The 26,106-nt window shown below is 67.4% G+C and carries 25 protein-coding genes; 13 read left to right on the top strand and 12 right to left on the bottom strand.

Annotation, left to right across the window (positions count from 1 at the left end):
* Positions 1-420: 420 nt before the first annotated feature.
* The 8 genes from bcaP to ABIC51_RS29645 all read right to left on the bottom strand — a co-directional run bounded on the left by bcaP (position 421) and on the right by ABIC51_RS29645 (position 7,933).
* Positions 421-1,827, bottom strand: coding sequence for a branched-chain amino acid transporter BcaP (gene bcaP, locus ABIC51_RS29610; RefSeq protein ID WP_027788894.1), 1,407 nt, complete (start codon positions 1,825-1,827; stop codon positions 421-423).
* A 232-nt stretch (positions 1,828-2,059) separates the two neighbouring features.
* The gene (gene rqpR, locus ABIC51_RS29615) at positions 2,060-2,716 is read right to left on the bottom strand and encodes a response regulator transcription factor RqpR (RefSeq protein WP_021157028.1); all 657 of its coding nucleotides are present in this window, start codon (positions 2,714-2,716) and stop codon (positions 2,060-2,062) included.
* A gap of 7 nt (positions 2,717-2,723) precedes the next feature.
* Entirely contained in the window at positions 2,724-3,539 is an 816-nt protein-coding gene (gene rqpS / locus ABIC51_RS29620; protein ID WP_226160999.1) for a quorum system sensor histidine kinase RqpS, read from the bottom strand.
* 415 nt (positions 3,540-3,954) lie between these two features.
* Positions 3,955-4,725 (bottom strand): ferredoxin--NADP reductase, encoded by a 771-nt coding sequence (locus ABIC51_RS29625; protein WP_027788896.1) that lies wholly within the window; start codon positions 4,723-4,725, stop codon positions 3,955-3,957.
* Between the two features lie 233 nt (positions 4,726-4,958).
* Positions 4,959-5,606, bottom strand: coding sequence for a LysE family translocator (locus ABIC51_RS29630; protein ID WP_060174240.1), 648 nt, complete (start codon positions 5,604-5,606; stop codon positions 4,959-4,961).
* A 151-nt stretch (positions 5,607-5,757) separates the two neighbouring features.
* Entirely contained in the window at positions 5,758-6,573 is an 816-nt protein-coding gene (locus tag ABIC51_RS29635) for an endonuclease/exonuclease/phosphatase family protein (protein WP_021163082.1), read from the bottom strand.
* A 5-nt stretch (positions 6,574-6,578) separates the two neighbouring features.
* Positions 6,579-7,067, bottom strand: a complete 489-nt coding sequence (locus ABIC51_RS29640) for a hypothetical protein (protein ID WP_027788898.1) — start codon at positions 7,065-7,067, stop codon at positions 6,579-6,581.
* Between the two features lie 146 nt (positions 7,068-7,213).
* Positions 7,214-7,933: a nitroreductase gene (locus tag ABIC51_RS29645; RefSeq protein ID WP_027788899.1), complete on the bottom strand. Its 720-nt coding sequence runs from the start codon at positions 7,931-7,933 to the stop codon at positions 7,214-7,216.
* 229 nt (positions 7,934-8,162) lie between these two features.
* Here ABIC51_RS29645 and ABIC51_RS29650 point away from each other — a divergent pair, with 229 nt between their 5' ends.
* The 11 genes from ABIC51_RS29650 to ABIC51_RS29700 all read left to right on the top strand — a co-directional run bounded on the left by ABIC51_RS29650 (position 8,163) and on the right by ABIC51_RS29700 (position 19,919).
* Positions 8,163-9,143 (top strand): AAA family ATPase, encoded by a 981-nt coding sequence (locus tag ABIC51_RS29650; protein ID WP_027788900.1) that lies wholly within the window; start codon positions 8,163-8,165, stop codon positions 9,141-9,143.
* A 134-nt stretch (positions 9,144-9,277) separates the two neighbouring features.
* Complete coding sequence (locus tag ABIC51_RS29655; RefSeq protein ID WP_059700429.1) at positions 9,278-10,387, top strand: NAD(P)/FAD-dependent oxidoreductase; 1,110 nt, start codon at positions 9,278-9,280, stop codon at positions 10,385-10,387.
* 183 nt (positions 10,388-10,570) lie between these two features.
* The gene (locus ABIC51_RS29660) at positions 10,571-10,882 is read left to right on the top strand and encodes a high-potential iron-sulfur protein (RefSeq protein WP_021163765.1); all 312 of its coding nucleotides are present in this window, start codon (positions 10,571-10,573) and stop codon (positions 10,880-10,882) included.
* Between the two features lie 191 nt (positions 10,883-11,073).
* On the top strand, positions 11,074-12,381 hold the full coding sequence (locus ABIC51_RS29665; protein ID WP_021163766.1) for an MFS transporter: 1,308 nt from the start codon (positions 11,074-11,076) through the stop codon (positions 12,379-12,381).
* A 319-nt stretch (positions 12,382-12,700) separates the two neighbouring features.
* The gene (locus ABIC51_RS29670; protein ID WP_059700427.1) at positions 12,701-14,329 is read left to right on the top strand and encodes an ABC transporter substrate-binding protein; all 1,629 of its coding nucleotides are present in this window, start codon (positions 12,701-12,703) and stop codon (positions 14,327-14,329) included.
* 110 nt (positions 14,330-14,439) lie between these two features.
* Positions 14,440-15,450, top strand: coding sequence for an ABC transporter permease subunit (locus ABIC51_RS29675; RefSeq protein WP_011353491.1), 1,011 nt, complete (start codon positions 14,440-14,442; stop codon positions 15,448-15,450).
* A 4-nt stretch (positions 15,451-15,454) separates the two neighbouring features.
* A complete protein-coding gene (locus ABIC51_RS29680) occupies positions 15,455-16,372 on the top strand; it encodes an ABC transporter permease subunit (RefSeq protein ID WP_027788903.1) in 918 nt (305 codons plus the stop codon).
* A gap of 1 nt (position 16,373) precedes the next feature.
* Positions 16,374-17,372, top strand: a complete 999-nt coding sequence (locus ABIC51_RS29685; RefSeq protein WP_021163769.1) for an ABC transporter ATP-binding protein — start codon at positions 16,374-16,376, stop codon at positions 17,370-17,372.
* Complete coding sequence (locus ABIC51_RS29690; RefSeq protein ID WP_021163770.1) at positions 17,369-18,385, top strand: peptide ABC transporter ATP-binding protein; 1,017 nt, start codon at positions 17,369-17,371, stop codon at positions 18,383-18,385. The genes ABIC51_RS29685 and ABIC51_RS29690 overlap by 4 nt, the downstream gene beginning before the upstream one ends.
* The gene (locus ABIC51_RS29695; protein WP_049096980.1) at positions 18,378-19,523 is read left to right on the top strand and encodes a TraB/GumN family protein; all 1,146 of its coding nucleotides are present in this window, start codon (positions 18,378-18,380) and stop codon (positions 19,521-19,523) included. The genes ABIC51_RS29690 and ABIC51_RS29695 overlap by 8 nt, the downstream gene beginning before the upstream one ends.
* 99 nt (positions 19,524-19,622) lie before the next feature.
* On the top strand, positions 19,623-19,919 hold the full coding sequence (locus ABIC51_RS29700) for a hypothetical protein (protein ID WP_124534604.1): 297 nt from the start codon (positions 19,623-19,625) through the stop codon (positions 19,917-19,919).
* A gap of 143 nt (positions 19,920-20,062) precedes the next feature.
* Here ABIC51_RS29700 and pxpA read toward each other — a convergent pair whose 3' ends face one another.
* The 3 genes from pxpA to pxpB all read right to left on the bottom strand — a co-directional run bounded on the left by pxpA (position 20,063) and on the right by pxpB (position 22,618).
* Complete coding sequence (pxpA, locus tag ABIC51_RS29705; RefSeq protein WP_027788905.1) at positions 20,063-20,827, bottom strand: 5-oxoprolinase subunit PxpA; 765 nt, start codon at positions 20,825-20,827, stop codon at positions 20,063-20,065.
* A 70-nt stretch (positions 20,828-20,897) separates the two neighbouring features.
* A complete protein-coding gene (locus ABIC51_RS29710; RefSeq protein ID WP_060082922.1) occupies positions 20,898-21,965 on the bottom strand; it encodes a 5-oxoprolinase subunit C family protein in 1,068 nt (355 codons plus the stop codon).
* Positions 21,962-22,618, bottom strand: a complete 657-nt coding sequence (gene pxpB / locus ABIC51_RS29715; protein ID WP_059700422.1) for a 5-oxoprolinase subunit PxpB — start codon at positions 22,616-22,618, stop codon at positions 21,962-21,964. The genes ABIC51_RS29710 and pxpB overlap by 4 nt, the downstream gene beginning before the upstream one ends.
* Before the next feature lie 148 nt (positions 22,619-22,766).
* Between pxpB and ABIC51_RS29720 the strand changes: the two genes are divergently transcribed.
* Positions 22,767-23,279, top strand: coding sequence for a winged helix DNA-binding protein (locus ABIC51_RS29720; protein ID WP_027788908.1), 513 nt, complete (start codon positions 22,767-22,769; stop codon positions 23,277-23,279).
* Between the two features lie 85 nt (positions 23,280-23,364).
* On the opposite strand, the gene ABIC51_RS29725 is transcribed toward ABIC51_RS29720, so the two are convergent.
* The gene (locus tag ABIC51_RS29725) at positions 23,365-23,973 is read right to left on the bottom strand and encodes a 5-formyltetrahydrofolate cyclo-ligase (protein WP_175900807.1); all 609 of its coding nucleotides are present in this window, start codon (positions 23,971-23,973) and stop codon (positions 23,365-23,367) included.
* A gap of 8 nt (positions 23,974-23,981) precedes the next feature.
* Here ABIC51_RS29725 and ABIC51_RS29730 point away from each other — a divergent pair, with 8 nt between their 5' ends.
* Complete coding sequence (locus ABIC51_RS29730) at positions 23,982-25,934, top strand: lytic transglycosylase domain-containing protein (RefSeq protein WP_027788910.1); 1,953 nt, start codon at positions 23,982-23,984, stop codon at positions 25,932-25,934.
* The last annotated feature ends 172 nt before the right edge of the window (positions 25,935-26,106 follow it).

Here is a 26,106-nt window from a genome sequence, read left to right on the forward strand (position 1 = left end):
TTTGATGGAAATGCGATTCGATGAAGCCGATTGCATCGCGTTGCGCTCATGCTGCGGCGAATTCCCCGTCTGACGCAGGCTGGTCGGGTGTGTGCGGCCGGCCGACCTGAATACTAGTTTGGCGGATGAAAGAGTTCAATGTCGTTCGCGAGATTATTTTCTTCTATTCATATTCAATTCAATTGAATTACATTTTTCATCGATTAATTTGTCGATCGGAATCGAATATACCGGCATTCGAAAAACAGCCGATGAAAACGGGAACTGCCGCGCGAATCGTTGCGGGAAACGCAACGCGGCGGCGAGACGGGCGAGGGAGCGGAGAGGAGAGGAGAGGAGAGGAGCGGAGAGGAGAGGAGGGGGCGGGGCCGGATGGCGGCCCCGCGGGTGCGCACCGTGCCGCGTGCGGCACGGCGGCGCTCAGTGCGCGTCGTGGCGACCGTGCGCGAGCTTCGAGTGGTGACGCGAGTACAGGAAGTAGATCACGAGGCCGATCACGAGCCAGATGCCGAACGCGGCCCACGTGACGGGCTGCAGGTTCAGCATCAGGAACAGGCACGATGCGACTGCGAGGATCGGCACGACCGGCACGCCGGGGCAGCGGAACGCGCGCGGCAGGTCGGGGTGCGTGCGGCGCAGCACGAGCACCGCGATCGACACCATCGAGAACGCCGCAAGCGTGCCGATGTTGATCAGCTCGGCGAGCACGTTGAGCGGCACGAGCGCGGCGATCAGCCCGAAGAACAGGCCGACGAGCCAGGTCGTCAGGAACGGCGTCGCGTAGCGCGGGTGCACGCGCGACAGCGTCGCCGGCAGCAGCCCGTCGCGCGACATCGCGAAGATCACGCGCGTCTGGCCGTAGCTCATCACGAGGATCACGGTCAGCATGCCGAGCACGGCGCCGAGATCGATGAAGCCCGCCACCCACGTCTCGCCGGCGACCTGCAGTGCGTACGAGATCGGGTGCGAGATGTTCGCGTACCGGGCCGACGGCACGATGCCGGTCGCGACCGCGGCGACCGTCACGTACAGCACCGCGCACACCGCGAGCGACGCGATGATGCCGATCGGCAAATCGCGTTTCGGATTCTTCACTTCCTCGGCCGCCGACGACACCGCGTCGAAGCCGATGAACGCGAAGAACATCACGGCCGCGGCGCCGAACACGCCGTTCCAGCCGTGCGGCATGAACGGCTTCCAGTTCGCGGGCGTCACATGGAACACGCCGACCGCGATCACGAGCAGCACGACCGACACCTTGATGAACACCATGATGTTGTTGATGCGGGTCGACTCGCGGATCCCGATCGACAGCAGCGTGGTGATCACGATCATCACGAGGAACGCGGGCAGGTTGAACCACGTGACGACACCCGGCACCGCGCCGGGCGCGGCCGTCAGCACGGTGGGCAGCGTCAGCCCGAAGCCCTGCAGCAGCGACTGCAGGTAGCCCGACCAGCCGACCGACACGGCCGACGACGCGAGGCCGTATTCGAGCATCAGGTCCCAGCCGATGATCCACGCGACGAGTTCGCCGAGCGTCGCGTACGAGTACGTGTAGATCGAGCCGGCGACGGGGATCGTCGACGCGAATTCCGCGTACGACAGCGCCGCGAGGCCGCATGCGATCGCGGCGATCACGAACGACAGCATCAGCGCGGGGCCGGCCTGCACGGCGCCGGTACCGGTCAGCACGAAGATGCCGGTGCCGATGATCGCGCCGATGCCGAGGAAGGTGAGGTCGATCGCGCCGAGCGCTTTCTTGAGCCCGGCGGCCTGCGCGCCGGCGATCATGCGATCGACGTTTTTCTTGCGGAAGAGAGACATTGCGGATGAATCGCCAGCGCGCGCGGGCGCGATAGCGCTGACTGAGTGAAAACCCGCAATTTTAGCCGATTTGGCGCGCAAGACTCGCTGCGGCGCAGCGGTGTGCCGCGAAATAGTCCGATAAAACAAGCGCTTGCGCGCCAAAAGGCGGGGCGGCGGACGGCACTCGGCGGCGGCGCGGCATGCGCCGCGTCGCCGGGTCGGGTCAGGTGAGTCGGGCCGGGCGGGGAAATCAAGCGCCGGCCGTGGGCGCCATGTCGACGAGCTGGTTGCTCATCACGTAGAACGTGAGTTCCGCATTGTTCGACAGTCGCATCTTCTCGAGCAGCCGCGACCGGTACACGCTCACCGTCTTCACGGACAGCGACAGCGTGTTCGCGATGTCGGTGAGCCGCTTGCCCGACGCGAGCATGCAGAGCGTCTGGTATTCGCGGTCGGACAGCTTCTCGTGCGGCAGCGGCTCGTTCTCGAACGACACGTATTCGGCGAGCGCCTCGGCCATCGCGGGGCTCACGTACTTGCGGCCGGCCGCGACCTGCTGGATCGCGCCGATCATCTGCGCGGCGTTGACCGTCTTCGACAGGTAGCCGGCGGCACCGGCCTTCAGCGCGCGTACCGCGTACTGATCCTCGCGGTACATCGAGAACATCAGCACCGGCGTGCGCGGCAGCTTGCGCTTGAGGCGCTTGAGCACTTCGATGCCGTTCGTGTCCGGCAGCGAGATGTCGAGCAGGATCGCGTCGAATTCCTGTTTGTCGACGGCGGCCATGGCGTCGCCGCCGTTCTCGGCCTCGGTGACGTCGCGCGCGACGCCACGGTCGATCAGCAACTGGCGGATCCCTTGCCGGACGATCGCGTGATCGTCCACGAGCAGGATGTTCAGGCTCATGACGACCTCACGAAAGCGACGCGCGGCGGGCCGTGACGGGCACCGCGAGCAGCGAATCCCAGGCGAAGCGCGCGGTGACGCGCGTGCCGTGGCCGGCTTCCGGTGTGACCGTCTCGAAGCTGCCGCCGAACGCCTCGCAGCGGGCGCGCATGCCGGCGAGACCGTAGCCGCTGCGGCGGCCGTGGGCGAAACCGGTACCATCGTCGGAGACAATCAGTGACAGATGCGTGCCGTCGGTGACGATCCGCACGTCGACCGACGTCGCGCGGGCGTGCTTCGCGACGTTCGACAACGCTTCCTGCGCGACGCGGAACACCGCGAGTGCGCCGGCGCCGGCGACCTGCGTCAGGCGCGCATCGGCCGCGCATACGAAGCTGGTGCGCAGGCCCGTGCGTGCCGCATGGGTGTCGACCCACGACGACAACGCGCCGACCACGCCCGCGTCGAGCGCCGGCGTGTCGCGCTCGTCGATCAGCCGGCGATTCGCGTCGGTTGCGGCGTCGAGCGCCTGCTGCGCCAGCTCCAGCGCGCGCAGGCAACCGTCCGGCGCGTCGGCCGGCAGCCACGTTTGAACGTTTGCGAGCGCGAAACGCGCGGCGGTGAGTTCGGCGCCGAGCCCGTCATGCAACTCGCCGGCCAGGTGGCGGCGAGCGGCTTCGTCGGCGGCGAGCAATTGGGCAGACAGCGCTGCGATCCGCGCGGCGGAGGCGCCGCGTTTCGGCGCGGCGTCGGTAATGGGCGGAGTCGCGGCGCAGCCCGGCACGAGCTGTTGCGACGGGAACGGGGCGTGGGCGCCCAAAGGCGCGTTAAGCGACGTATCCATGACTCTCCCTGCTGTCAGAAAGCGGTTCAGACACCGGCTGGCTGCGTGGATCGGCTGCCGTTTCGAAGACGGTCGCCGCCAGAGAATCGCCCCCTGCCGAGGTAACAAAAGTTACGTCTTGTAACACTTGCATCCGACCCTTCCACTCTCATCCGAACGGCAACCACGCGCGGCGAATAATATCTCAAAATTTCCGAAAAGGTCATGTCGGGCGGACATTTAAGGGTAAATGTGAATAATCGGAATGAACGTGTTGTAGGAAAAACACTGACACCCGAGCACCGGACGATGACGTATCCAAATGTAACTATTTGAGATGGGATGATCCCAATTTGTTACGAATTCGCCAAGTAGGGACGAAAAAAAACCGGAGCTTTCGCTCCGGTTCTTGATGGCGCGCAAATCTGGGGATCGATCAGTCCACGAATGCGCGTTCGATCACGTAGTGGCCCGGCGCGCTGTTCTTGCCTTCGACGAGGCCGGCCTGCTTCAGCAGGTCGGTCGTGTCCTTCAGCATCGCGGTGCTGCCGCACAGCATCACGCGGTCGTTTTCCGGCGAGAACGGCGGGACGTCGAGATCCGTGAACAGCTTGCCCGTCGCGATCAGGTCGGTGATCCGGCCTTCGTTGTCGAACGCTTCGCGCGTGACCGTCGGGTAGTAGACGAGCTTTTCCTTGATGATGTCGCCGAGGTACTCGTGGCCCGGCAGGTCGTGCTTGATGTAGTCCATGTACGCGAGCTCGCCCTTCAGGCGGCACGTGTGCGTCAGGATCACCTTGTCGAAGCGTTCGTAGATGTCCGGGTCGCGGATGATCGACATGAACGGCGCGAGGCCCGTGCCCGTCGACAGCATCCACAGCGTCTTGCCCGGCAGCAGGTTGTCGGCAACCAGCGTGCCCGTCGGCTTCTTGCCGATCAGCACCGTGTCGCCCACCTTCAGGTGCTGCAGGCGCGACGTCAGCGGGCCGTTCTGCACCTTGATGCTGAAGAATTCGAGATGCTCTTCGTAGTTCGGGCTGACGATCGAGTAGGCGCGCGCGAGCGGCTTGCCGTCGACTTCGAGGCCGACCATCGTGAATTCGCCGTTGTTGAAGCGCAGGCTCGCTTCACGGGTGCAGGTGAAGCTGAACAGCGTGTCGGTCCAGTGATGGACGGATTGGACGGTGGCGGTGTCGTATTTGCTCATGGCTTTGAAAACGGACGCGCGTAGCGAACGCGAGTAACGGGCCCAAAAACGGGCAAAAAACCGAGTGCGACGGCCCGATCGAGGATCGGCCGGCCGGCGCGTCGGACACGCGCCTTCTCGATGACAGACGATTGAGGAACTCGTTATTTTACCCTGTTGGCGCGGATCGCGGGCTTGACCCCCGCGGCTGCGCGGATTTGGCGCAACGAATTATTTCAATCTGCTTTCAGTTTTCAGCGCTCGGCCGCGAGTTTCGCGCCGAGGCCGACGAGCGCCACGCCGCACAGCGCGTCGAGCGGGCGCCGCACGCGCCGGTAGCCGCGCTGCGCGCGCGGGCTCGCGAACAGGTACGCGACGCACGAATACCAGCCGGCCGACAGCGCGCCGATCGTCACCAGCACCGCGCCGTTGAACCACAGCGGCACGTGCGCGGGCAGCATCGCGGCGAACACGCTGGTCCAGAACGCGCACGATTTCGGGTTCGTCAGGCACGTGAAGAGGCCGCTGCGATACGCGCGCAGGTAGTCGCGCGCGTGCGGCGCGGCCAGCGGCGCGCGTTCGTCGGGCGCGGCGGCCGGTGCCGCGTCGCGGCGCACGCCCGAGCGCAGCAGCTTGAAGCCGAAATACACGAGGTACACGGCACCGCCGATCCGGATCGCCTCGTACAGCCATTCGACCTGGTGCAGCACGGCCGCGAGGCCGAGCATCGCGAGCGAGGCCCAGGCGACCGACGCGGTGCCGACGCCGAGCGCCGACGCGGCGCCGAGGCTGCGCCGCCCCGCGAGCGACAGTTGCGAAATCATGAAGAAATTCGGGCCGGGGGTGATCGCGGCGACGAGATAGACGGCGGCGATTTGCAGCAGGATCGGCAGGTAGTTCATGGCGGCGCGGCCCGGCGGCGGGCGCGGGAGGAACGGGCAAGCCGTTAATGTAGCGCGCTGCGCGCGGCCGCGCTTTGGCCGGGGGCGACCGGAGGCGTGATCGACTCGCGGTCGCGGTCGTTGTTGCGAGCGTTTTGCAGCCGTTTAGCCGTTATTGCGGATCGAGGCGCAGGCGCGCGATGTACGGCAGGTGGTCCGACAGCCACGCGGCCTCGCCGGACGGCGCGCGCCATTCGAGCGGCGTCAGTCCGCGCACGAACATCTTGTCGAGCGCGAGCGCCGGCGAGAACGCGGGGAACGTGCGGCCCGATTCGCCGAGCAGCGTCGCGACCTCGGACAACCCGATCTCGCCGAACAGCGCGACCGAATCGTTGCGCCAGTCGTTGAAGTCGCCGGCCAGCATCAGCGGGCCGTCGCCCGCGTTGCGCACGATCCAGTGCGCGATCCAGTGCATCTGGCGCAGCCGCGCGGCGCGCGTGAGCGCGAGGTGCGCGCACAGCAGCGTGACCGGTCGCGCGCCCGCGAGCGTCGCCCGTGCGACCAGCAGCCCGCGCCGCTCGAAGCGGTGCGCGGAGATGTCCCAGCGGCCGCCGAGGTCGAGCGGATGCGGCGACAGGATCGCGTTGCCGTGCCGCCACGACGGCTTGAACACGTTCGGCCCGAGCGCGATCTGCCAGTCGAGCGCCTGCGCGATCTCGGTGGCCTGGCAGTGCCACACGTCGTCGACCGCGTCGTCCATCGGCGCACCGAAGCCGGGGGCGAGCATCGGGCGCGGCATGCGGCGCGCCATCGCTTCCTGCAGGAAATACACGTCGGCGTGCGTCGACTGCATCCAGTTGCGCATCGCGTTCCACGCGGTGAAGCCGAGCGGCGAGCGGCCCTTGTGCAGGTTCCAGCTCACCGCGGTGATTTCGTCGGGCGCGGCGTGCGGTTCGGCGAACGGCAGGGAGAGAGCGTCGGCGGACATGACGCTCAATCCTTCGCGACGTGCGCGCGCACGCGGTACACGAGGTGCGGACGCTGTTCGACGAGCGTCCAGTCGGTCCACGCGTCGGCGCCGACCGTCAGGCCGGGGTGGCTCGCGACGATTTGCCGCGGCGACGCGGGTACGCACGGATCGCTGCGCGTCGCGTTTTCGTCGTCGAGCGTTTCCTGCACGTCGAGCGCGAGCGACACGGTGTTCGCGCCGGCATCGACGGTGAGCGGCGCGACCGTCACCGAGCGCGAGCGCTCGGTCGGCACGACGCGCGCGGCATTGCCGCAGCCGACCGGCACGGCGGACGGATAGCGATGGGTGTCGGTGCGGGTCTGACCCACGGTGGTGCGCTGCTGGAACGTGTCGATGGTCTGACCGTCGCGTACCACCTGGATCTCCCACGCGACGGAGGCCGGCGCGGGGCTCTGCGCATGGGCGGCGAGCACGATGCTCGCGAGCAGGACGGCCAGGCCGTGTTTCAGCATGAAACGTCTCCGGGAACGCGCGATAGCGGGGAACGGACGCACATCTTACGCCCGATCGATTTCGGTCGTGATGTGACAGGACGCGTCGCGACAGGTTCGCCGCACGATGCGGTCCTGTTCGAAAGGTAGGGCCGCGTCATGCGTTTTCAACCGAAAAAACGCGCGAACTCCGCGACGCTCGCGCGCTCGGTGACGAGGCGGTTCTCGATCGCGTCCGGGTCCGCATGGCCGAGCGACATGCCGCAGACCAACTGTTCGTTGGCGGGAATGCCGAGGTGTTCGGTGATGATCCGGTGAAACGGCACGAACGCGGCCTGCGGGCAGGTATCGAGCCCGCGTGCGCGTGCGGCCGTCATCACGCCTTGCAGGAACATCCCGCAGTCGAGCCATGCACCGTGGGTCATCACGCGGTCGAGTGTAAAGAACAGCGCGACCGGCGCATCGAAGAAGCGGAAGTTGCGCGCGTGCTGCGCATGCATGCGCGCCTTCTCGTCGCGGCCGATGTTCAACAGGCCGTACAGGTCCCAGCCGACCTTGCGGCGCCGGTCGATATACGGCGACACCCACTCGCGCGGGTAGTAGTCGTACTCGGCGACGTATTTCTCGTCGCGCGCGGGATCGTCGTGGGCCGCGGTGAGCGCGGCGGCGAGCGCGTCGCGCGTGGCGCCCGTCGCGACGTACACGCGCCACGGCTGGATGTTGGTGCCCGACGGCGCGCGGCTCGCGGCTTCGAGGATCGCCTCGAGCGTGTCGCGCGGCACGGGCGTCGGCAGGAACGCGCGGATCGCACGGCGCGACGTGAGCGCCGCGTCGACGGCGCCGGTCGCATCGGCATCGACGCGCGGGAAAGCAGTGGGGACGGACATCGGCATACCTTCGGGGCGAGATCCGACGCGCCGCGCGGGCGCCGTCGGCCGGGCCGGTGCGGCGGGTGGGTGAACCGACGATCATACGCCGCGGTGCGCCGGCGTGCAGCGCGCGCGGGTGTTAGCAGCACACGCGCGTGGCTGCTTGCTTGCGCGGGGATGCGGGATCGCTACACTGAAATCGTAAGGGTCTGATGATCGTGTGACAGCAAGCGGCAGCGAGGTTGGTATGACGACGGCGATGGTGAAACAGGAACTGGCGGTGGCGTCCTTCAGCACGGTGTACGACCTCGAGCAGGTCGAGACGGCGCTGAGCGACCTGAACGAGAGCGCGAGCGACGCACTGCGCGCCACCTACGAGAAGATGCTCAAGACGGGCAATCTGCGCTTTTGCGTGAAGCCGAACCGGATGCCGTCGTTCGACGCGCTCGGCGAGGCATTGCCCAATTTCGCCGAGCCGCTCGACGACGTGCGCAAGCAGATCGCGCTGTGCCTCGAAACGGACGACCGGCTCGAACTGATGCCGATCCTGCTGCTCGGGCCCCCGGGCATCGGCAAGACGCATTTCGCGAAGGCGCTCGCGCAGCTGCTCGGCACCGCGTACCACTACGTGCCGATGAGTTCGCTGACGGCCGGCTGGATCCTGTCGGGGGCGTCGTCGCAATGGAAGAACGCGAAGCCCGGCAAGGTGTTCGATGCGCTCGTGAACGGCAGCTACGCGAACCCGGTGATCGCGGTCGACGAGATCGACAAGGCCGGCAGCGATGCGCAATACGATCCGCTCGGCGCGCTGTACGCGTTGCTCGAGCACGACACCGCGCGCGCGTTCATCGACGAATTCGCGGAAGTGCCGATCGATGCGGGCAACGTGATCTGGATCGCGACCGCGAACGATGCGCAAGCGATCCCGGAGCCGCTGCTCAACCGGATGAACGTGTACGAGATCGAGCCGCCCGATGCGGCCGGCGCGCGCCGGATCGCGCAGACGATCTACGACGAGATCCGCACGTCGCATGCGTGGGGGCGGCGCTTCCCGGATACCCTGGGCGACGACGCGCTCGACGTGCTGGCCGCGACACCGCCGCGCACGATGCGCCGCGCGCTGCTGCACGCATTCGGCGCCGCCCGGCTCGACGGGCGCGACGCGATCGGGCCGCGCGACATCCGGGCCGACGAGGGCGCCGCGAAGCGCCGGCCGATCGGCTTCTGAACCGGCGGCGCGTGCCCGGCGGCGGCACGCGCGCGCCGTGTCGTCGCGACGCGGCGCGCGACCTTCGGCAAGCGGGAGAACCGGGACGTACAATTCTCTTCTCTCCCCTCGACGCGCTAACGGCGCGAAACGTCATGGAGCAGATGGATTGTGTCGTGATCGGCGCGGGCGTCGTCGGTCTTGCGATTGCGCGCGAACTGGCCGCGCGCGGGCGTGAAACGCTCGTGCTCGAGGCCGCCGATGCGATCGGCACGGGTACGAGCTCGCGCAACAGCGAAGTGATCCATGCGGGGCTCTACTATCCGCGCGGGTCGCTGAAGGCGACGTCGTGCGTGCACGGGCGCGACCTGCTGTACGAATTCTGCGAGACGCATCACGTGCCGCACCGGCGCACCGGCAAGCTGCTCGTCGCCACGAGCGCCGCGCAGGTGAAGCAGTTGAAGGCGATCGCCGCGCGCGCGGCCGAAAACGGCGTGCTCGACCTGATGCCGCTCACGCGTGCCGAGGCGCAGACGCTCGAGCCCGCGCTCGAATGCGTCGAGGCGCTGTTCTCGCCGTCCACCGGCATCGTCGACAGCCACCAGCTGATGCTCGCGCTGCTCGGCGACGCCGAGCGCGACGGCGCCGTGTGCGCGCTGAAATCCCCGGTCGAATCGATCGACGTGCTGCGCGGCGGGCGCTTCGTCGTGCGCACGGGCGGCGACGCGCCCGCCGAGATCGAGGCCGCGTGCGTGATCAACAGCGCGGGCCTCGGCGCGCAGGCGCTGGCGCGCCGCACGCGCGGCCTCGACCCGCGCTGGGTGCCGCCGCTCTATCTCGCACGCGGCAATTACTTCAGCCTGTCGGGCCGCGCGCCGTTCTCGCACCTGATCTACCCGATGCCCGATCGCGCGGGGCTCGGCGTGCACCTGACGCTCGATCTCGGCGGGCAGGCGCGCTTCGGCCCGGATGTCGAGTGGTGCGATTCGCTGCGCTACGAAGTCGATCCGGCGCGTGCGACCGCGTTTTACGCGTCGATCCGCGCGTTCTGGCCGGGCTTGCCCGACGATGCGCTGCAGCCGGCGTACGCGGGCATCCGGCCGAAGCTCGCGGGGCCGGGCGAGCCGCCGGCCGATTTCATCGTGCAGGGCGCCGCGCAGCATGGCGTGCGCGGGCTCGTGAACCTGTTCGGCATCGAGTCGCCGGGGCTCACCGCGTCGCTCGCGCTCGCGCAGCGCGTGGGCGACATGGCGGCTTACCGCTGATGTGGCGGGCGTGTAGCGGGCATGTCGCGTGTGCGTGTCGGCCAGGTTGCGGGCACATGGCAGCCTTGTGAAATTCCTTATCTCTGGAATTTCGGCGCGCACATTTATTCGCTTGAGCGTTATTCTGTCGAACGGCTGTCGCCAGAACAGCTTTCAAACCGATAACGTTGGAGCGAGTCCCCCATGAAAACATCCCGTCGGAGTTTCCTGATTACGAGCATTGGTGCCGTGTCCGCGCTGGCGCTGTCGCGCGAAGCGCTGGCCGATGCGCCGATGCTGTCGGAAACCGATCCGACCGCCGTGGCGCTCGGCTACAAGGCCGATGCCACGAAGGTCGACAAGACGAAGTACCCGAAATACGCAGCGGGCCAGGATTGCGCGGCCTGCATGCTGTACCAGGGCAAGAAGGGCTCGGCCTCGGGCCCGTGCGGCGCCTTCCCCGGCAAGCAGGTGTCGGCGAAGGGCTGGTGCAGCGCCTTCTCGAAGATGGGTTGAGGCCCGTGCGGCATCGTGCGATGCCGCATTGTGGCGAAAACCGCAAAACGCCCGCCGTCGAACGATGGCGGGCGTTTTTTATTGCTTGAAAACGGTTCCGTCGCTTTCTACACTCGCTGCAAACCAGCGCGCCGCGGGCACCCCGCGCGCCGCGCCGCCCGACACGGCGTACTGACGAGGACGAGGCACGCATGGCGACGATTGCGAATTCAACGAAAACGATCCGGCCCGAGCGTGCGCTGAACCGCCGCGCGGTGTTCGCCGCCGTGATCGGCAACGCGCTCGAGTGGTACGACTTCACGGTGTTCGGCTTCATGACGGTCGTGATCGCCGAGCTGTTCTTCCCGACCTCCAGCGAATATTCGTCGCTGCTGCTGACGACCGCGACGTTCGGCGTCGCGTTCTTCATGCGCCCGATCGGCGGCATCGTGTTCGGGCTGTACGCGGATCGCGCCGGCCGCAAGGCCGCGCTGTCCCTCGTGATCCTGTTGATGACGGGCGGTATCTTCCTGCTCGCGGTCGCGCCGCCCTATGCGGCGATCGGCATCGGCGGGCCGATCCTGATCGTGCTGGGCCGCCTGCTGCAGGGCTTCTCCGCGGGCGGCGAATTCGGCAGCGCGACGGCGCTGCTGATCGAGGCCGCGCCGTTCTCGAAACGCGGCTTCTACGGCAGCTGGCAGATGGCGAGCCAGGCGGCCGCGCTGCTGATCGGCGCGCTCGTCGGCGCGGCCGTCACGCGCGGGCTGTCGCACGATGCACTGCGCAGCTGGGGCTGGCGCGTGCCGTTCATCCTCGGGCTCGTGATCGGCCCGATCGGCTTCTACATCCGCCGCCATCTCGCCGATTCCGAAGCGTTCCTGCATGCGCAGCAGAACGCGCGCCGCGCGACGCTCGGCGAAGTGTTCACGCGCCACCCGCGCGAGGTGCTGTGCGGGCTCGGCTCGGTGATCGCGCTGACGGTGACGATCTACGTGCTGATCAGCTATCTGCCGACCTTCGCGGTGAAGCAGCTGAAGCTGCCCTACGCGGAATCGTTCTACGCGGTGATCGCCGGCAACCTGCTGCTGATGGTGCTGTCGCCGGTCGCGGGCGCGTGGTCGGACCGCATCGGCCGCAAGGGGTTGTCGCTGTGGTCGCTGGTGCTGACGCTCGCGCTGATGTATCCGCTGTTCGCGTGGCTCGACGCGGCGCCGAGCATCGCGCGGCTGATCGCGGTGCAGGTCGTGCTGTCGATCACGCTCGCGGGCTACTACGGGCCGTTCGGCGCGATGATCGCCGAGCTGTTCCCGGCCAACGTGCGCTCGACCGGGCTGTCGATCGCGTACAACGTCGCGGTGATGCTGTTCGGCGGTTTCGGGCAGTTCATCGTCACGTGGCTGATCAAGGTCACGGGCACGCCGCTCGCGCCGACTTACTACGTGATGGCGGGGATCGCGCTGTCGATCGTCGCGGTCGCGTTCGTGCCCGCGCGCAGCGCCGATCTCGACGCACCCGCATGACGACATGACGATTTGAAGACGGTCATCGGATCGTTTCGCAAAACGCAATGATGTGCTGCGGAACACGCGGAAACGGCGTATCGAGCCTTCGTGTTCGCGCCCGAATTGTTTAGTTGCCGAACGAAACTTGCGCGAGATGAACGAAATTGTCGCTCGCGCGCGTTTTCGCATTTTTTACCCACACTAAACATCGGCACAAACCCGCGCGGTCATGTAGAAGAGTTTTTTCTCCAGCTTGTTGCCACATCGTTAGCTCAAGTAATATCCGCGTACGCCGGCCCCTGGCGGGCCGGTTCCGACCTGGAGACCTGGAGGAAACATGGAATACAACCGTCTGTTGCACACCCTGCGTGTTACCGCCATTGCAGGCGTGGCAGCGGCATCGCTCGGCGTCGCGGGTTCTGCATTCGCACAGATTCCGAACAAAACGCTCGTCTACTGCTCAGAAGGCAGCCCGGCGGGTTTCGATTCCGCGCAATTTACGACCGGCGTCGATTTCACCGCCGCCACGTTCACCGTCTACAACCGCCTCGTCGAATTCGAGCGCGGCGGCACGAAGGTCGAGCCGGGCCTCGCCGAGAAATGGGACGTATCGCCCGACGGCAAGGTGTACACGTTCCACCTGCGCCACGGCGTGAAGTTCCACACGACCGACTTCTTCAAGCCGACGCGCGAATTCAACGCGGACGACGTGCTGTTCACGTTCCAGCGCATGCTCGACCCGAACCAGGCGTTCCGCAAGGCGTACCCGGTGTCGTTCCCGTACTTCACCGACATGGGCCTCGACAAGCTGATCACGAAGGTCGAGAAGGTCGATCCGTACACCGTGAAGTTCACGCTGGCCGAGCCGAATGCGCCGTTCATCCAGAACATGGCGATGGAATTCGCGTCGATCCTGTCGGCCGAATACGGCGACCAGCTGATGAAGGCCGGCAAGGCCGCCGACATCAACCAGAAGCCGGTCGGCACGGGCCCGTTCATCTTCCGCAGCTACACGAAGGATGCGACGATCCGGTTCGACGGCAATCCTGATTACTGGAAGAAGGGCGAAGTGAAGATCTCGAAGCTGATCTTCTCGATCACGCCCGACCCGGGCGTGCGCGTGCAGAAGATCAAGCGCAACGAATGCCAGGTGATGAGCTATCCGCGTCCGGCCGACATCGCGACGCTGAAGGCCGATTCGGGTGTCGACATGCCGTCGCAGGCAGGCTTCAACCTCGGCTACCTCGCGTACAACGTCGAGCACAAGCCGGTCGACAAGCTCGAGGTGCGTCAGGCGCTCGACATGGCGATCAACAAGAAGGCGATCCTCGAATCCGTCTACCAGGGCGCCGGTCAAGCGGCTTCCGCGCCGATGCCGCCGACCCAATGGTCGTACGACAAGAACCTGAAGATGGCCGCGTACGACACCGCGAAGGCGAAGGCGCTGCTGGCGAAGGCCGGTTATGCGAACGGCTTCGAGATCACGCTGTGGGCGATGCCCGTGCAGCGCGCGTACAACCCGAACGCCCGCCTGATGGCGGAGATGATCCAGGCCGACTGGGCGAAGATCGGCGTGAAGGCGAAGATCGTCACGTACGAGTGGGGCGAATACATCAAGCGCGCGCACTCGGGCGAGCAGGACACGATGCTGATCGGCTGGACGGGCGACAACGGCGACCCGGACAACTGGCTCGGCACGCTGCTCGGCTGCGAAGCGATCAAGGGCAACAACTTCTCGCACTGGTGCTACAAGCCGTTCGACGAGCTGGTCCAGAAGGGCCGCACGACGACGGGCCAGGACGCGCGGACGAAGCTCTACACGCAGGCCCAGCAGATCTTCGCGCAACAGCTGCCGTTCTCGCCGATCGCGAACTCGACGGTCTACCAGCCGGTGCGCAAGAACGTGGTCGACATGCGTATCGAGCCGCTCGGCTACGCCCGTTTCGACGGTGTTGGCGTGAAGTAATACGCCTGTCGTAAGCTGTCGCGAAGACCGGCTAATTCATCCGGCGGCGGGAGGCCAAAAGCTTCCCGTCGCCGGTCGCACATTTCCCACAAGAAAATACGAGACGCATCATGTTCACATTCGTGTTGCGCCGCGTGGGGATGGTGATCCCGACCTTCATCGGCATCACCATCCTGGCGTTTGCGCTGATTCACCTGATACCGGGCGACCCCATCGAAGTGATGATGGGCGAGCGCGGCGTCGATCCCGCGATGCATGCGGAGGCGATGAAACGCCTCGGGCTCGACCAGCCGCTGCCCATGCAGTACCTCCACTACATCGGCCGGGCGCTGCATGGCGACCTCGGCACGTCGATCATCACCAACACGAGCGTCGCGGGCGAGTTCTTCGCGCGCTTCCCGGCGACCGTCGAACTGTCGCTGTGCGCGCTCGTGTTCGCGCTCGCGGTCGGCCTGCCGGCCGGCGTGATCGCCGCGCTGCGGCGCGGCTCGGTCGTCGATCACGGCGTGATGGGCACCGCGCTCACCGGCTACTCGATGCCGATCTTCTGGTGGGGGCTGATCCTCATCATGGTGTTTTCGTCATACCTCGGCTGGACGCCCGTGTCGGGGCGCATCGCCGTCGAATACGACTTCCCCCATCCGACGGGCTTCATGCTGATCGACGCGCTGCTCGCGCCGGACGAAGGCTCGTTCAAGTCGGCGGTCAGCCACCTGATCCTGCCCGCGATCGTGCTCGGCACGATCCCGCTCGCGGTGATCGCACGGATGACGCGCTCGTCGATGCTCGAAGTGCTGCGCGAGGACTACATCCGCACCGCACGCGCGAAGGGGCTGTCGCCCGCGCGCGTGGTCGTCGTGCATGCGCTGCGCAATGCGCTGATCCCGGTCGTCACCGTGATCGGCCTGCAGATCGGCACGCTGCTCGCGGGCGCCGTGCTGACCGAGACGCTCTTTTCGTGGCCCGGTGTCGGCAAGTGGCTGATCGATGCGATCGGCCGTCGCGACTATCCGGTCGTCCAGGGCGGCATCCTGCTGATCGCGACGCTCGTGATCGTCGTGAACCTGGTCGTCGACCTGCTGTACGGCGTGCTGAATCCGCGCATCCGCCACACGAGGTAATTCCATGAGCAATCTGCAAAACACCTTGCCGAGCGAATCCGCGCCGGCCGGCGGCCGTGCGCTCGCGCTGCGCGAGTTCTGGGCCAACTTCTCGCGCAACCGCGGCGCCGTCGGCGCCGGGATCGTCGTGATCGTGCTGATCCTGGTCGCGCTGCTCGCACCGGTGCTCGCGCCGCACAGCCCGGTCGAGCAATACCGCGACTACGTGAAGATTCCGCCCGCATGGCTCGCGGGCGGCAACTGGCAATTCATCCTCGGCACCGACGAAGCGGGCCGCGACATCCTGTCGCGCCTGATGTTCGGCGCACGGATGTCGTTCTGGATCGGCTTCGTGTCGGTCGTGCTCGCGCTGATCCCCGGCATCGTGCTCGGGCTCGTCGCCGCGTTCTTCCAGAAGTGGGCCGACACGCCCGTGATGCGCATCATGGACGTGCTGCTCGCGCTGCCGTCGCTGCTGCTCGCGGTCGCGGTCGTCGCGATCATCGGCCCGGGCCTCACCAACACGATGTTCGCGATCGCGATCGTCGCGCTGCCGGCCTATGTGCGTCTCACGCGTGCGTCGGCGCTCGGCGAACTGCAGAAGGAGTACGTGACGGCGTCGCGCGTGGCCGGTGCCGGCACGCTGCGCCTGATGTTCTCGCAGGTGCTGCCCAACTGCACGGCGCCGCTGATCGTGCAGGCGACGCTCGGCTTCTCGTCGGCGATCCTCGACGCGGCCGCGCTCGGCTTCCTCGGCCTCGGCGTGCAGCCGCCGACCGCCGAATGGGGCGCGATGCTCGCGTCCGCGCGCGACTACATCGACAATGCATGGTGGATCGTGACGATGCCCGGCCTGTCGATCCTGATTTCGGTGCTCGCGATCAACCTGCTCGGCGACGGGCTGCGCGACGCGCTCGATCCCAAACTGAAGCGGATGGCATGACATGAGCGAGAACCTACTGACCATCCGCAATCTCGCGGTGAACTTCAACGGCCTGCCCGCCGTCGACCGGATCAACCTGTCGATCGCGCCGGGCGAGGTGGTGGGCGTCGTCGGCGAATCGGGCTCGGGCAAGAGCGTGACGATGATGGCGCTGATGGGCCTGATCGACGCACCCGGCAAGGTGACGGCCGACGAGGTCACGTTCAACGGCGTGGACCTGCTGAAGGCATCGCCGAAAGCGCGCCGCAAGATCGTCGGCAAGGACATCGCGATGGTGTTCCAGGATGCGCTGACGAGCCTGAACCCGAGCTACACCGTCGGCTACCAGATCAAGGAAGTGCTGAAGCTGCACGAAGGGCTGCGCGGCGACGCGCTGCACCGGCGCGCGCTCGAACTGCTCGACCAGGTCGGCATTCCCGATGCGAAGAACCGCATCGCGTCGTTCCCGCACCAGATGTCGGGCGGGATGAACCAGCGCGTGATGATCGCGATGGCCGTCGCGTGCAACCCGAAGCTGCTGATCGCCGACGAGCCGACCACCGCGCTCGACGTGACGATCCAGGCGCAGATCATGGACCTGCTCGTGAAGCTGCAGAAGGAGCGCGGGATGGCGCTCGTGCTGATCTCGCACGATCTGGCCGTGGTGTCGGAAGTCGCGCAGCGTGTCGCGGTGATGTACGCGGGCGAGGTCATCGAGACCAATCGCGTGCCCGACATCTTCCGCGCGCCGCACCATCCGTACACCGAAGCGCTGCTCGCCGCGATTCCCGAGCACAATAAGGGGGCGCGTCGCCTTGCCGCATTGCCGGGCATGGTGCCGGGCCGCGATGATCGCCCGTCCGGGTGCCTGTTCGCGCCGCGCTGCAAGTACGTCGTCGACGATTGCCGCAAGGCGCGGCCGGCGCTCGATACGCTGGTGCCGGCCAACGATGCGATGCGTGCGCGCTGCATCAAGCCGCTCAATGTTTCCAACCTCGACCTGACGGGAGGTGCACGATGAATGCAGTCAATCAGACGCGTGCCACGCCGCACGACGAGGAAGCCGTGCTGGTGGCCGACGGCCTCGCGAAACACTATTCGGTGAAACGCGGGATGTTCGGGCAGGGTACGGTGAAGGCGCTGAACGGCGTGTCGTTCTCGCTGAAGCGCGGCAAGACGCTCGCCGTCGTCGGCGAATCGGGCTGCGGAAAATCCACGCTCGCGCGCCAGCTCACGATGATCGAGACGCCCACCGCGGGCCATCTGACGATCGACGGCAAGGACGTCGCCGGCGCGAACCGCGAGACGGTCGCCGACCTGCGCCGCCGCGTGCAGATGGTGTTCCAGAACCCGTTCGCGTCGCTGAACCCGCGCAAGACCGTCGAGCAGACGCTCTCCGAGCCGCTCGAGATCAACGCGAACCTGACGGCCGCCGAGCGCGCGCAGCGCATCGCGCAGATCATGCGCACGGTCGGCCTGCGGCCCGAACACGCGAAGCGCTATCCGCACATGTTCTCGGGCGGCCAGCGCCAGCGTGTCGCGATCGCGCGCGCGATGATCCTCGATCCGCGCATCGTCGTCGCCGACGAGCCGGTGTCCGCGCTCGACGTGTCGATCCAGGCGCAGATCCTGAACCTGTTCATGGATCTGCAGGAGCAGTTCAAGACGAGCTACGTGTTCATCTCGCACAACCTGTCGGTGGTCGAGCACGTCGCGGACGACGTGATGGTGATGTACTTCGGCAGCGTCGCCGAGCTCGGCGACAAGGCGACGATCTACGCGCGGCCGCGCCATCCGTACACGCGCGCGCTGATGTCGGCGACGCCGGCGATCTTCGAGGAAGACCGCCGCGTGCAGATCAAGCTGCAGGGCGAACTGCCGTCGCCGCTCAATCCGCCGTCGGGCTGCGCGTTCCACCAGCGCTGCCCGTATGCGGTCGAGCGCTGCCGTGCGGAGGAGCCGCAGCTGCGCGAGGTCGACGGCCGGCGCGTGGCCTGCCATCGGGCCGAGGAGGTAGGGGAGGCGAATGCCTGAAGCGTTGGCGGCGCGCGCGTCCGGCGTGCGCCGTGCGGGGGCAGGCGGCGCGCGCGTGATGCGCGCGTACCGCTACGCGCGGCGCTGGGGCGTGCGTACCGTCACGGGCGCCGCGCTGGCCGGCGCGTGCGTGGCGGCCAGCCTCGTGGTTCCCGTCGAATCCGCGCGCGCCGAAGGGCGCGCGCCGGCCACCTCACCGATCCATCCGTCGCAAGTCCCGCCGCCCGGCATGAGCCTGCCGGGCTTTCACGCACCCGCCGTGTCGAACGGCACGGTCGCGAGCGGCGCGGTGCGCGTGCAGCCCGCGCGCATGCCGTTCTACGTCGCGACCAAGGGGCGTGTCACGCTCTACGTGCTCGGCACGCTGCACACGGGCGATCCGTCCGATTACCCGAGCGCGCAGCCGTTCCGGCCGCGCATCCTCGCGGCGCTCGCCGCGTCGCCGACGCTCGCGCTCGAGCTGTCGCCCGACGACCTGCTCGAATCCCAGGACGACGTGTCGAAGTACGGCGTATGCCGCTACCCGTGCCTGCAGCGCCTGCTGCCGGATCCGCTGTGGCAGCGGCTCGCGGCGCGCCTGCGCGGCAACCCGGCCGCGCTCGCCGAGATCCGCAAGATGCGGCCGTGGCTCGCGGCGCTCGTCGTCGAGACCTACGATTCGCTGTCGGCCGGCCTGCAGACCGAGTACGGCACCGAGGCGCAGTTGCAGAACGTGTTCCTGAAGAAGAAGGGCGGCCGCGTGATCGGGCTCGAGACGCTCGCCGAACAGATGCGCGCGTTCACCGGGCTGACGCTCGCCGAGCAGCGCGAGATGCTCGCGCAGGACATGGTGCAGACGCCCGCACAGAACGCCGACGACATCAAGGCGCTGCACCGACTGTGGCGAATTGGCGACGCCGATGCGATCTCGGCGTGGGCCGTCGCGAAGAGCGAACGGCTCGCGCGTTCGAAGGTGTTGTCGGCGTCGATCGACAACAAGATCGTGTACGAGCGCAACCGCCGCTTCGTTGCACGGATGACGGCAATCGCCGCACCGAACCGGCCGCTGTTCGTCGCGATCGGCGCGCTGCATCTGGGCGGCCCGCGCGGCGTGCTCGAATTGTTGCGCCAGCAAGGATACCGGGTCGACGCGAACTGATCGCGCCCGACGGCCCGCACCGATCTTCCCCTGTTTGATTGGCCTCGCGCACCCGCGGCGAAACGCGTGCGCGTGGGCGGCAATCGATAAGGAAAACCCTTGAATCGTCGGAAAATAGCGTTTAAAACGATTGACATCCCGTTCTGCCAATATCTATTCTTCACCCCACAAGTTGAAAAAATGAAAAGAATAGATAAGTTCTACGGGGTAGCAGAAATAAGCGCGGGGTTAGCGTTGCCGGCACGTGAAGCACGTGCCGGCCGCGGAGTGTCTGCATGCACGGCGGGGCCAATCATCGTCGTACAAAACATGCATGCAGGCCGACTTGCAGATAAAGCAACGTTCCGTCGTCTGACCGGGGAATGCAGTGATCGGGCCGCGGCGGACGTTTTTTAATCCGGAAGATTTTTCCGGTCACCGTCGAAAGACGGTTTCGGGGGGCGAATCGACAGACGGCGAAGCCGCAGCGATTGCGCCAACGGAAAAGCGCCACGAGGGCGCTTTTTTCTTTTGTGCGACGGATCAGGCAGCCGGCCGGGTCACGTGCGTTCGTCGGCCTGCAGCATGCCGGGCGCGACGACGTCGACGCCCACCGCCTCGAGCGCGGCGCGAATCCGTTTCGCGAATACCAGCGCATGCGGCCCGTCGCCGTGCAGGCAGACGGTCTGCGCATTGAGCATCACCCACTCGCCTCCGATCGCACGCACCTGACGGCTGCGCACCATGTCGAGCGTGCGCGCGATCATCGTGTCTTCGTCGTCGATCAGCGCGCCGGGCTGGTTGCGCGGCACGAGCGAGCCGTCCGCGCGGTAGCCGCGATCGGCGAACACTTCCTCCACCGCGGCGAGCCCCGCGTGCCGCGCGGCGGCGACGAACACGCTGTTCGCGAGCCCGAAGACCGCGAGCGACGGATCGAAATCGCGGATCGCGGACACCACAGCATCGGCGATCATCGGGTCGCGTGCGGCCTGGTTGTACAGCGCGCCGTGCGGTTTCACGTGCGCGATGCGCCCGCCCTCGGCCTGCGCGATCGCCGACAGCGCGCCGAGCTGGTACAGCACGCCCGCGTAGATGTCGCCGGCCGGCAGCTGCATTTCCTTGCGGCCGAAATTCTCCGGATCGTGAAAGCTCGGATGCGCGCCGATCGCCACGCCTTTCTGCACGGCCCAGCGCACGCAGTCGCGCATCGCGTTCGCGCCGCCCGCATGCCACCCGCATGCGATGTTCGCGGACGTGACGAGGTCGAGCAGCGCCTCGTCCGAACCGCAGCCTTCGCCGAGATCGGCATTCAGATCGATTTCCATGGTGTTCCTCGTCCACTGATTGCGTGGCCCGTCCTTGCTGCTACTGCCTTCGGTACTGCTACCGCCATTGTCATGCCGCGCGCGACTGGGCGCGGCGGCGCGCTTCCTCGCGCAGGTCGATCGCCACGTCGATCTGCCGCAGATAGGCACGTTCTGCGGCCAGGGCGGCGCGCGCGGCGTCGGGTGTCGTGCGCACGAAGCGGACCGGCAGGTTGAGCCGCGCCTGCGCGAGTTTCCACAGGTCCGCACGGATCACCGTGCCGATCTTCGGGTAGCCGCCGGTGGTCTGCGCGTCGTGCATCAGCACGATCGGCTGGCCGTTCGGCGGCACCTGGATCGTGCCGGGCAGCACCGCATGCGACAGCAGCTCGGCCGGCCGCTCGCGCACGAGTTCGACGCCCGCAAGCCGATAGCCCATGCGGTTGCTGTTCGCCGTGACGAGCCATTCCTCGTCCCAGAACGCCTGCTGCGCATCGGCGGCGAACGACGCGTAGTCGGGGCCCGGCAGCACGCGCACGGGCATCGCCCACGGCGCATGCGCGGGGCGGTGGCGGCGCGGCGGCTCGTCGACGCGCGCGAACGCGCACCACGCCGGCGCCTTTACCCCGAATTCGGGCGCATCGGCCGCGAGGCAGCCCATCCCGGCCGGAAGCACGCCGACCGGGAGGCGATCGCCGTCGCGCAGCGCGCGGCCGCCGAGGCCGCCGAAGCGCGACGCGAGATCGGTGCTGCGCGAGCCGAGCATCGGCAGCACGTCGATGCCGCCGGCGATGCACAGGTAGCCGCGCATCCCGCGTTTCGCGGCCGGCAGCACGAGCGTCTGCCCGGCCTCGACCGGCAGGCTCCACCACGAATATACGCGCCGGCCGTCGAGCGTGGCGCCGAACTCGGTGCCGGTGATCGCGATGCGGGTCGCGCGCGTGAAGCGGAAGGCGGCCGGGCCGATCGTGATTTCGACGGCCGCCGCGTCGGGACGGTTGCCGACCAGCCGGTTGCCGACCTCGAGCGCGAGGCTGTCGAGCGCGCCGCCCTGCGCGACGCCGAGATGGCGCGTGCCGCGGCGGCCGAGATCCTGCACGGTGGACAGCGGGCCGGCCCGCACCACCTCGATGGTGCCCGGTGCGTTGCTCTGGGTCATCGCGCGTCGACTCCCGCAATGGTGAAGCGCACGCGGTCGCCGGGCAGCAGCAGCGTCGGCTGCGGCCGCGCCGGATCGAACAGCACGTGCGACGTGCGGCCGATCAGTTGCCAGCCGCCGGGAGACGTGGCCGGGTAGATGCCTGTCTGCGCGCCGCCGATGCCGACCGAGCCGGCCGGCACCTCGAGGCGCGGCGCCGCGCGGCGCGGCGTGTGCAGCGCGGCATCGAGCCCGCCGAGATACGCGAAGCCCGGCTGGAAGCCGACGAAGAATACGACGTAGGCGCCGGCTGCGTGGCGCGCGACGACCTCGTCGGCCGACAGGCCGGTATGGGCGGCGACGGCCGCCAGGTCGGGGCCGGCGGCGCCGCCGTACTCGACCGGGATTTCGACCTCGCGACCGTCCGCATGCTCGACGTCGGCCGTCTCCCACGCGTCGCGCAGCGCCGGCGTGAGCGATTCGGCCGTCGTGGCGAGCGCGTCGAACACGATCGTCAGGTTGTTCATGCCGGGCACGACGTCGACCACGTCGGGCCACGCGCGCGCGACCTCGGCAACGGCCCAGACGCGGCGCTGGCAATCGAGCGTGGCGGGCGGCGGCACCTCGCAGACGAGGGCGGCATCGCCGAGCGGATAAATGCGGGGTTGCGTCATCGGACTGGCACGGTTCGGACGGCAATGTTAGCGCACATTGTCAATAAAATATCGACAACTTCCCAATAAGCGTTTTCGCCTAGCCCGGATGTCCGGGCTTCTGGCGTACACTCGGCACACCCTGTCATCCGGCTTGCTCCGTCTTTACATGAAGCGTCCTGCGACCAAGATCGTGTCATCCGAACACCTCGTTTCCGATTCGAGCGCGGAGCTGTCGGAGCTCGAATACGGGCTCATCATGGCAGGCAACGCGTTCAACCGGTGGATGGTGCGCTGCATGTCGGCGGCCGGCGCGAAGGACATGACGGCGGTCGAGGTGTCGCTGCTGCATCACGTCAGCCACCGTGAACGCAAGAAGAAGCTCGCCGACATCTGCTTCGTGCTCAATATCGAGGATACGCACGTCGCGACCTATGCGCTGAAAAAACTGATCGCCCGCGGCTATGTGAAGAGCGAGAAGAACGGCAAGGAAGTGTTCTTCTTCGCGACCGACGCAGGCCGCGACCTGTGCCTGAAGTACCGCGAGGTGCGCGAGCACTGCCTGATCGAGACGCTGAAGGACAGCGGGCTCACCAACGAGCAGATCGGCGACGCGGCGCAGTTGCTGCGCAACGCATCGGGGCTGTACGACACGGCCGCGCGCGCGGCGGCGTCGCTGTAAACGGTCGGGCCGGGGTCGGGCCGGCGGTGGCGCGCGGCAATGCGCTGACGGGCGTGCGACGACGGACGCCGCGCCGCCCGCTGCATCATCGGGCGGCCGGGTAGAGCGCGCCGTCGGTCACGATCCAGCGCAGCGCGAGATCGTGCGCTTCGGCCGGCAGTGCGTCGACGCGGCACGCTTCATAGGCGATGCCGACCGTCACGGGCGGCTGGCTGCCCGGCCACGCGGCGAGCGTGCGGTCGTAATAGCCGCCGCCGTAGCCGAGCCGGTAGCGCTGCGGATCGAATCCCACACAGGGAATCAGCAACAGGTCGGGCACGACGACGATTCCCGACGCCGGTTCCGGAATCCGGTGATGGCCTTCGCGCATCGGCGTGTGCGTGTCCCATGCATGGAACTCGAGCGGCGTGTGCCGCTCGCCGATCACGGGCAGCGCGGCGCGCCGGCCGGCACCGGCCGCGCACCAGGCGAGCACCGCATCGCGCGCATCGAATTCGCCCGGCAGCGGCCAGTAGAACCCGACCGTGCGCGGCGCGAGCCGCTCGAGCAGCGTGCGCAGCCGCGCGTCGAGCGCGGCGTTCGCGGCGGGTTGCGACGCGGCGTCGCGACGCGCGCCGGACAGCGTTTTGCGTAGCGCAACCTTCGGGTTCGGCACAGGGTTGCGTGCTATGCTTTCGCTCACTTCGTGCTCCATTCAAAACGATGTCGAACAGCCTTTTCCGAGTATATCGCGCGGTCGCGCTGACGCTTTCGGCCACCGCGCTCGTCGCGGGCACGGCCGCGTGCGCCGCACCGAACGACGATACGGTCTCCGGGGACGACCAGACCTTCGTGCAGCTTCGTGAAGCCGCGCGCCGCAACGACGCCGCGAAAGCCGCGCAGCTCGCGTCGATGATTCCGAACTATCCGGTACCGTCCTACGTCGAGTATTTCCAGATCAAGCCGCAGCTGTTCGATTCGACGGGCCGCGCGCGCGTGGATGCGCCGGACGCGCCCGTGCAGTCGTTCCTGCAGCGCTACGACGGCCAGGCGATCGCCGACCGCCTGCGCAACGACTACCTGCTCGTGCTCGGCGCGCGCCACGACTGGCGCAACTTCGACGATCAATACAAGCGCTTCGTGCTCGACGACGACACGCAGGTCAAGTGTTATGCGCTCGAATCGCGCGCGGCGCGCGGCGAGAACGTCGCCGATGCGGCACGCGCGCTGCTCGTCGAGCCGAAGAATTACGGCGACGCATGCGTCGACCTGATCACCGCGCTCACGGTCAACCAGCAGTTCACGAGCGACGACGTATGGCAGCAGGCGCGCCTCGCGTACGAGCAGAACTACACGACGCTCGGCGGCAAGATCGTCGACGCGCTCGGCGCGCGTCCGGTCGGCTTCGACCAGGCGACGAGCGCGCCGCCGCTGTACCTCGCGCGCGGCGTCGGCCCCGACGCGACGTCGCACCAGCTTGCGCTGATCGCGCTCGGCCGCATGGCGCGCAACGATCCGGACGCGGCCGCCGGCATGCTCACGACGGTCGCGCCTTCGCTGACCAAACAGGAGCAGGCGATCGCGTGGGGCGCGATCGGCTACCAGGGCGCGATCAAGCGCTCGCCGCTCGCGTCGGTCTGGTATGCGAAATCCGCGAATGCGCCGCTGTCGAACCCGGGCTACGAATGGCGCACGCGCGCCGCGCTGCTCGCCGGCAACTGGCCGATGGTGCGCTGGTCGATCGAGCAGATGCCGCCGTCGCTGCGCGACGATCCGGCCTGGATCTACTGGCATGCGCGCGCGCTCAAGCAGAGCGGCGACACGCTGCAGGCGAACCAGGAATTCGAGCAGGTCGCCGGGCAGTACAACTTCTACGGGCAGCTCGCCGGTGAAGAGCTCGGCCAGCGCACGACGATCCCGCCGCGCACGAAGGTGAGCGACGCCGAGATCGACGCGATGGGCAAGATTCCGGGCTTCGCGCTCGCGCAGCGTTTCTACGCGCTGAACCTGCGCCTCGAGGGCAACCGCGAATGGAACTGGCCGCTGCGCGGGATGACCGATCGCCAGCTGCTCGCGGCCGCCGAGTACGGCAAGCGCGTCGACCTGCTCGACCGCACGGTCAACACGGCCGACCGCACGAAAGCCGAGCACGATTTCACGCTGCGCTACCCGTCGCCGTACCGCAACATCGTCGAGCGCTACGCGCAGTCGACGGGCCTCGACACCGAATGGGCGTACGGGCTGATCCGCCAGGAGTCGCGCTTCATCACGAGCGCGCGTTCGTCGGTGGGCGCGGGCGGCCTGATGCAGCTGATGCCGGCCACCGCGCAGATGGTCGCGAAGAAGCTCGGCCTCGGCACGATCTCGCGCACGCAGATGCACGACATCGATACCAACATCCAGCTCGGCACCTGGTATCTGGCGGACATCTACAACAACTTCGACAGCTCGCCGGTGCTCGCCACGGCCGGCTACAACGCGGGCCCGGGCCGGCCGCGCCAGTGGCGCCAGGTGTTGACGCAGCCGGTCGAAGGCGCGATCTTCGCAGAAACGATTCCGTTCAACGAAACGCGCGACTACGTGAAGAACGTGCTGTCGAACACCGTTTATTACGCGGCGCTCTTCGAGGGCAAACCACAGTCGTTGAAGAAGCGTCTGGGCATGATCTCGCCCTGATCCGCACTCTTCACACTGCCGCGCGAGACGCGGCAGTGTTCAAGGGGCTGTTCACGCTAATAACGGGCTTGCGAACGTGCCTTCGGCCCGCAGGGGGCCGCCCCGGCCGGGGGGCCGGGTTTGTAAAAAAAAGAGGGGGGGGGGGCGCCCCAGGGGCCGCCGCCCCCGGCAA

Origin of the sequence: Burkholderia sp. 572 (assembly GCF_040545135.1) — a bacterium.
In the GTDB taxonomy this organism is placed as follows: Bacteria; Pseudomonadota; Gammaproteobacteria; order Burkholderiales; family Burkholderiaceae; genus Burkholderia; species Burkholderia cepacia.

What these genes read in the sequence shown, in the direction of transcription:
- ABIC51_RS29725 (WP_175900807.1), bottom strand. Translation starts at nt 23,973, where the DNA reads ATGGAGCACGAAGTGAGCGAAAGCATAGCACGCAACCCTGTGCCGAAC.
- rqpS (WP_226160999.1), bottom strand. Translation starts at nt 3,539, where the DNA reads ATGGATACGTCGCTTAACGCGCCTTTGGGCGCCCACGCCCCGTTCCCG.
- ABIC51_RS29650 (WP_027788900.1), top strand. Translation starts at nt 8,163, where the DNA reads ATGACGACGGCGATGGTGAAACAGGAACTGGCGGTGGCGTCCTTCAGC.
- ABIC51_RS29680 (WP_027788903.1), top strand. Translation starts at nt 15,455, where the DNA reads ATGAGCAATCTGCAAAACACCTTGCCGAGCGAATCCGCGCCGGCCGGC.
- ABIC51_RS29645 (WP_027788899.1), bottom strand. Translation starts at nt 7,933, where the DNA reads ATGTCCGTCCCCACTGCTTTCCCGCGCGTCGATGCCGATGCGACCGGC.
- rqpR (WP_021157028.1), bottom strand. Translation starts at nt 2,716, where the DNA reads ATGAGCCTGAACATCCTGCTCGTGGACGATCACGCGATCGTCCGGCAA.
- ABIC51_RS29630 (WP_060174240.1), bottom strand. Translation starts at nt 5,606, where the DNA reads ATGAACTACCTGCCGATCCTGCTGCAAATCGCCGCCGTCTATCTCGTC.
- bcaP (WP_027788894.1), bottom strand. Translation starts at nt 1,827, where the DNA reads ATGTCTCTCTTCCGCAAGAAAAACGTCGATCGCATGATCGCCGGCGCG.
- ABIC51_RS29670 (WP_059700427.1), top strand. Translation starts at nt 12,701, where the DNA reads ATGGAATACAACCGTCTGTTGCACACCCTGCGTGTTACCGCCATTGCA.
- ABIC51_RS29625 (WP_027788896.1), bottom strand. Translation starts at nt 4,725, where the DNA reads ATGAGCAAATACGACACCGCCACCGTCCAATCCGTCCATCACTGGACC.
- ABIC51_RS29695 (WP_049096980.1), top strand. Translation starts at nt 18,378, where the DNA reads ATGCCTGAAGCGTTGGCGGCGCGCGCGTCCGGCGTGCGCCGTGCGGGG.
- pxpA (WP_027788905.1), bottom strand. Translation starts at nt 20,827, where the DNA reads ATGGAAATCGATCTGAATGCCGATCTCGGCGAAGGCTGCGGTTCGGAC.
- ABIC51_RS29685 (WP_021163769.1), top strand. Translation starts at nt 16,374, where the DNA reads ATGAGCGAGAACCTACTGACCATCCGCAATCTCGCGGTGAACTTCAAC.
- ABIC51_RS29660 (WP_021163765.1), top strand. Translation starts at nt 10,571, where the DNA reads ATGAAAACATCCCGTCGGAGTTTCCTGATTACGAGCATTGGTGCCGTG.
- ABIC51_RS29655 (WP_059700429.1), top strand. Translation starts at nt 9,278, where the DNA reads ATGGAGCAGATGGATTGTGTCGTGATCGGCGCGGGCGTCGTCGGTCTT.
- ABIC51_RS29720 (WP_027788908.1), top strand. Translation starts at nt 22,767, where the DNA reads ATGAAGCGTCCTGCGACCAAGATCGTGTCATCCGAACACCTCGTTTCC.
- pxpB (WP_059700422.1), bottom strand. Translation starts at nt 22,618, where the DNA reads ATGACGCAACCCCGCATTTATCCGCTCGGCGATGCCGCCCTCGTCTGC.
- ABIC51_RS29690 (WP_021163770.1), top strand. Translation starts at nt 17,369, where the DNA reads ATGAATGCAGTCAATCAGACGCGTGCCACGCCGCACGACGAGGAAGCC.
- ABIC51_RS29665 (WP_021163766.1), top strand. Translation starts at nt 11,074, where the DNA reads ATGGCGACGATTGCGAATTCAACGAAAACGATCCGGCCCGAGCGTGCG.
- ABIC51_RS29635 (WP_021163082.1), bottom strand. Translation starts at nt 6,573, where the DNA reads ATGTCCGCCGACGCTCTCTCCCTGCCGTTCGCCGAACCGCACGCCGCG.
- ABIC51_RS29710 (WP_060082922.1), bottom strand. Translation starts at nt 21,965, where the DNA reads ATGACCCAGAGCAACGCACCGGGCACCATCGAGGTGGTGCGGGCCGGC.
- ABIC51_RS29640 (WP_027788898.1), bottom strand. Translation starts at nt 7,067, where the DNA reads ATGCTGAAACACGGCCTGGCCGTCCTGCTCGCGAGCATCGTGCTCGCC.
- ABIC51_RS29675 (WP_011353491.1), top strand. Translation starts at nt 14,440, where the DNA reads ATGTTCACATTCGTGTTGCGCCGCGTGGGGATGGTGATCCCGACCTTC.
- ABIC51_RS29730 (WP_027788910.1), top strand. Translation starts at nt 23,982, where the DNA reads ATGTCGAACAGCCTTTTCCGAGTATATCGCGCGGTCGCGCTGACGCTT.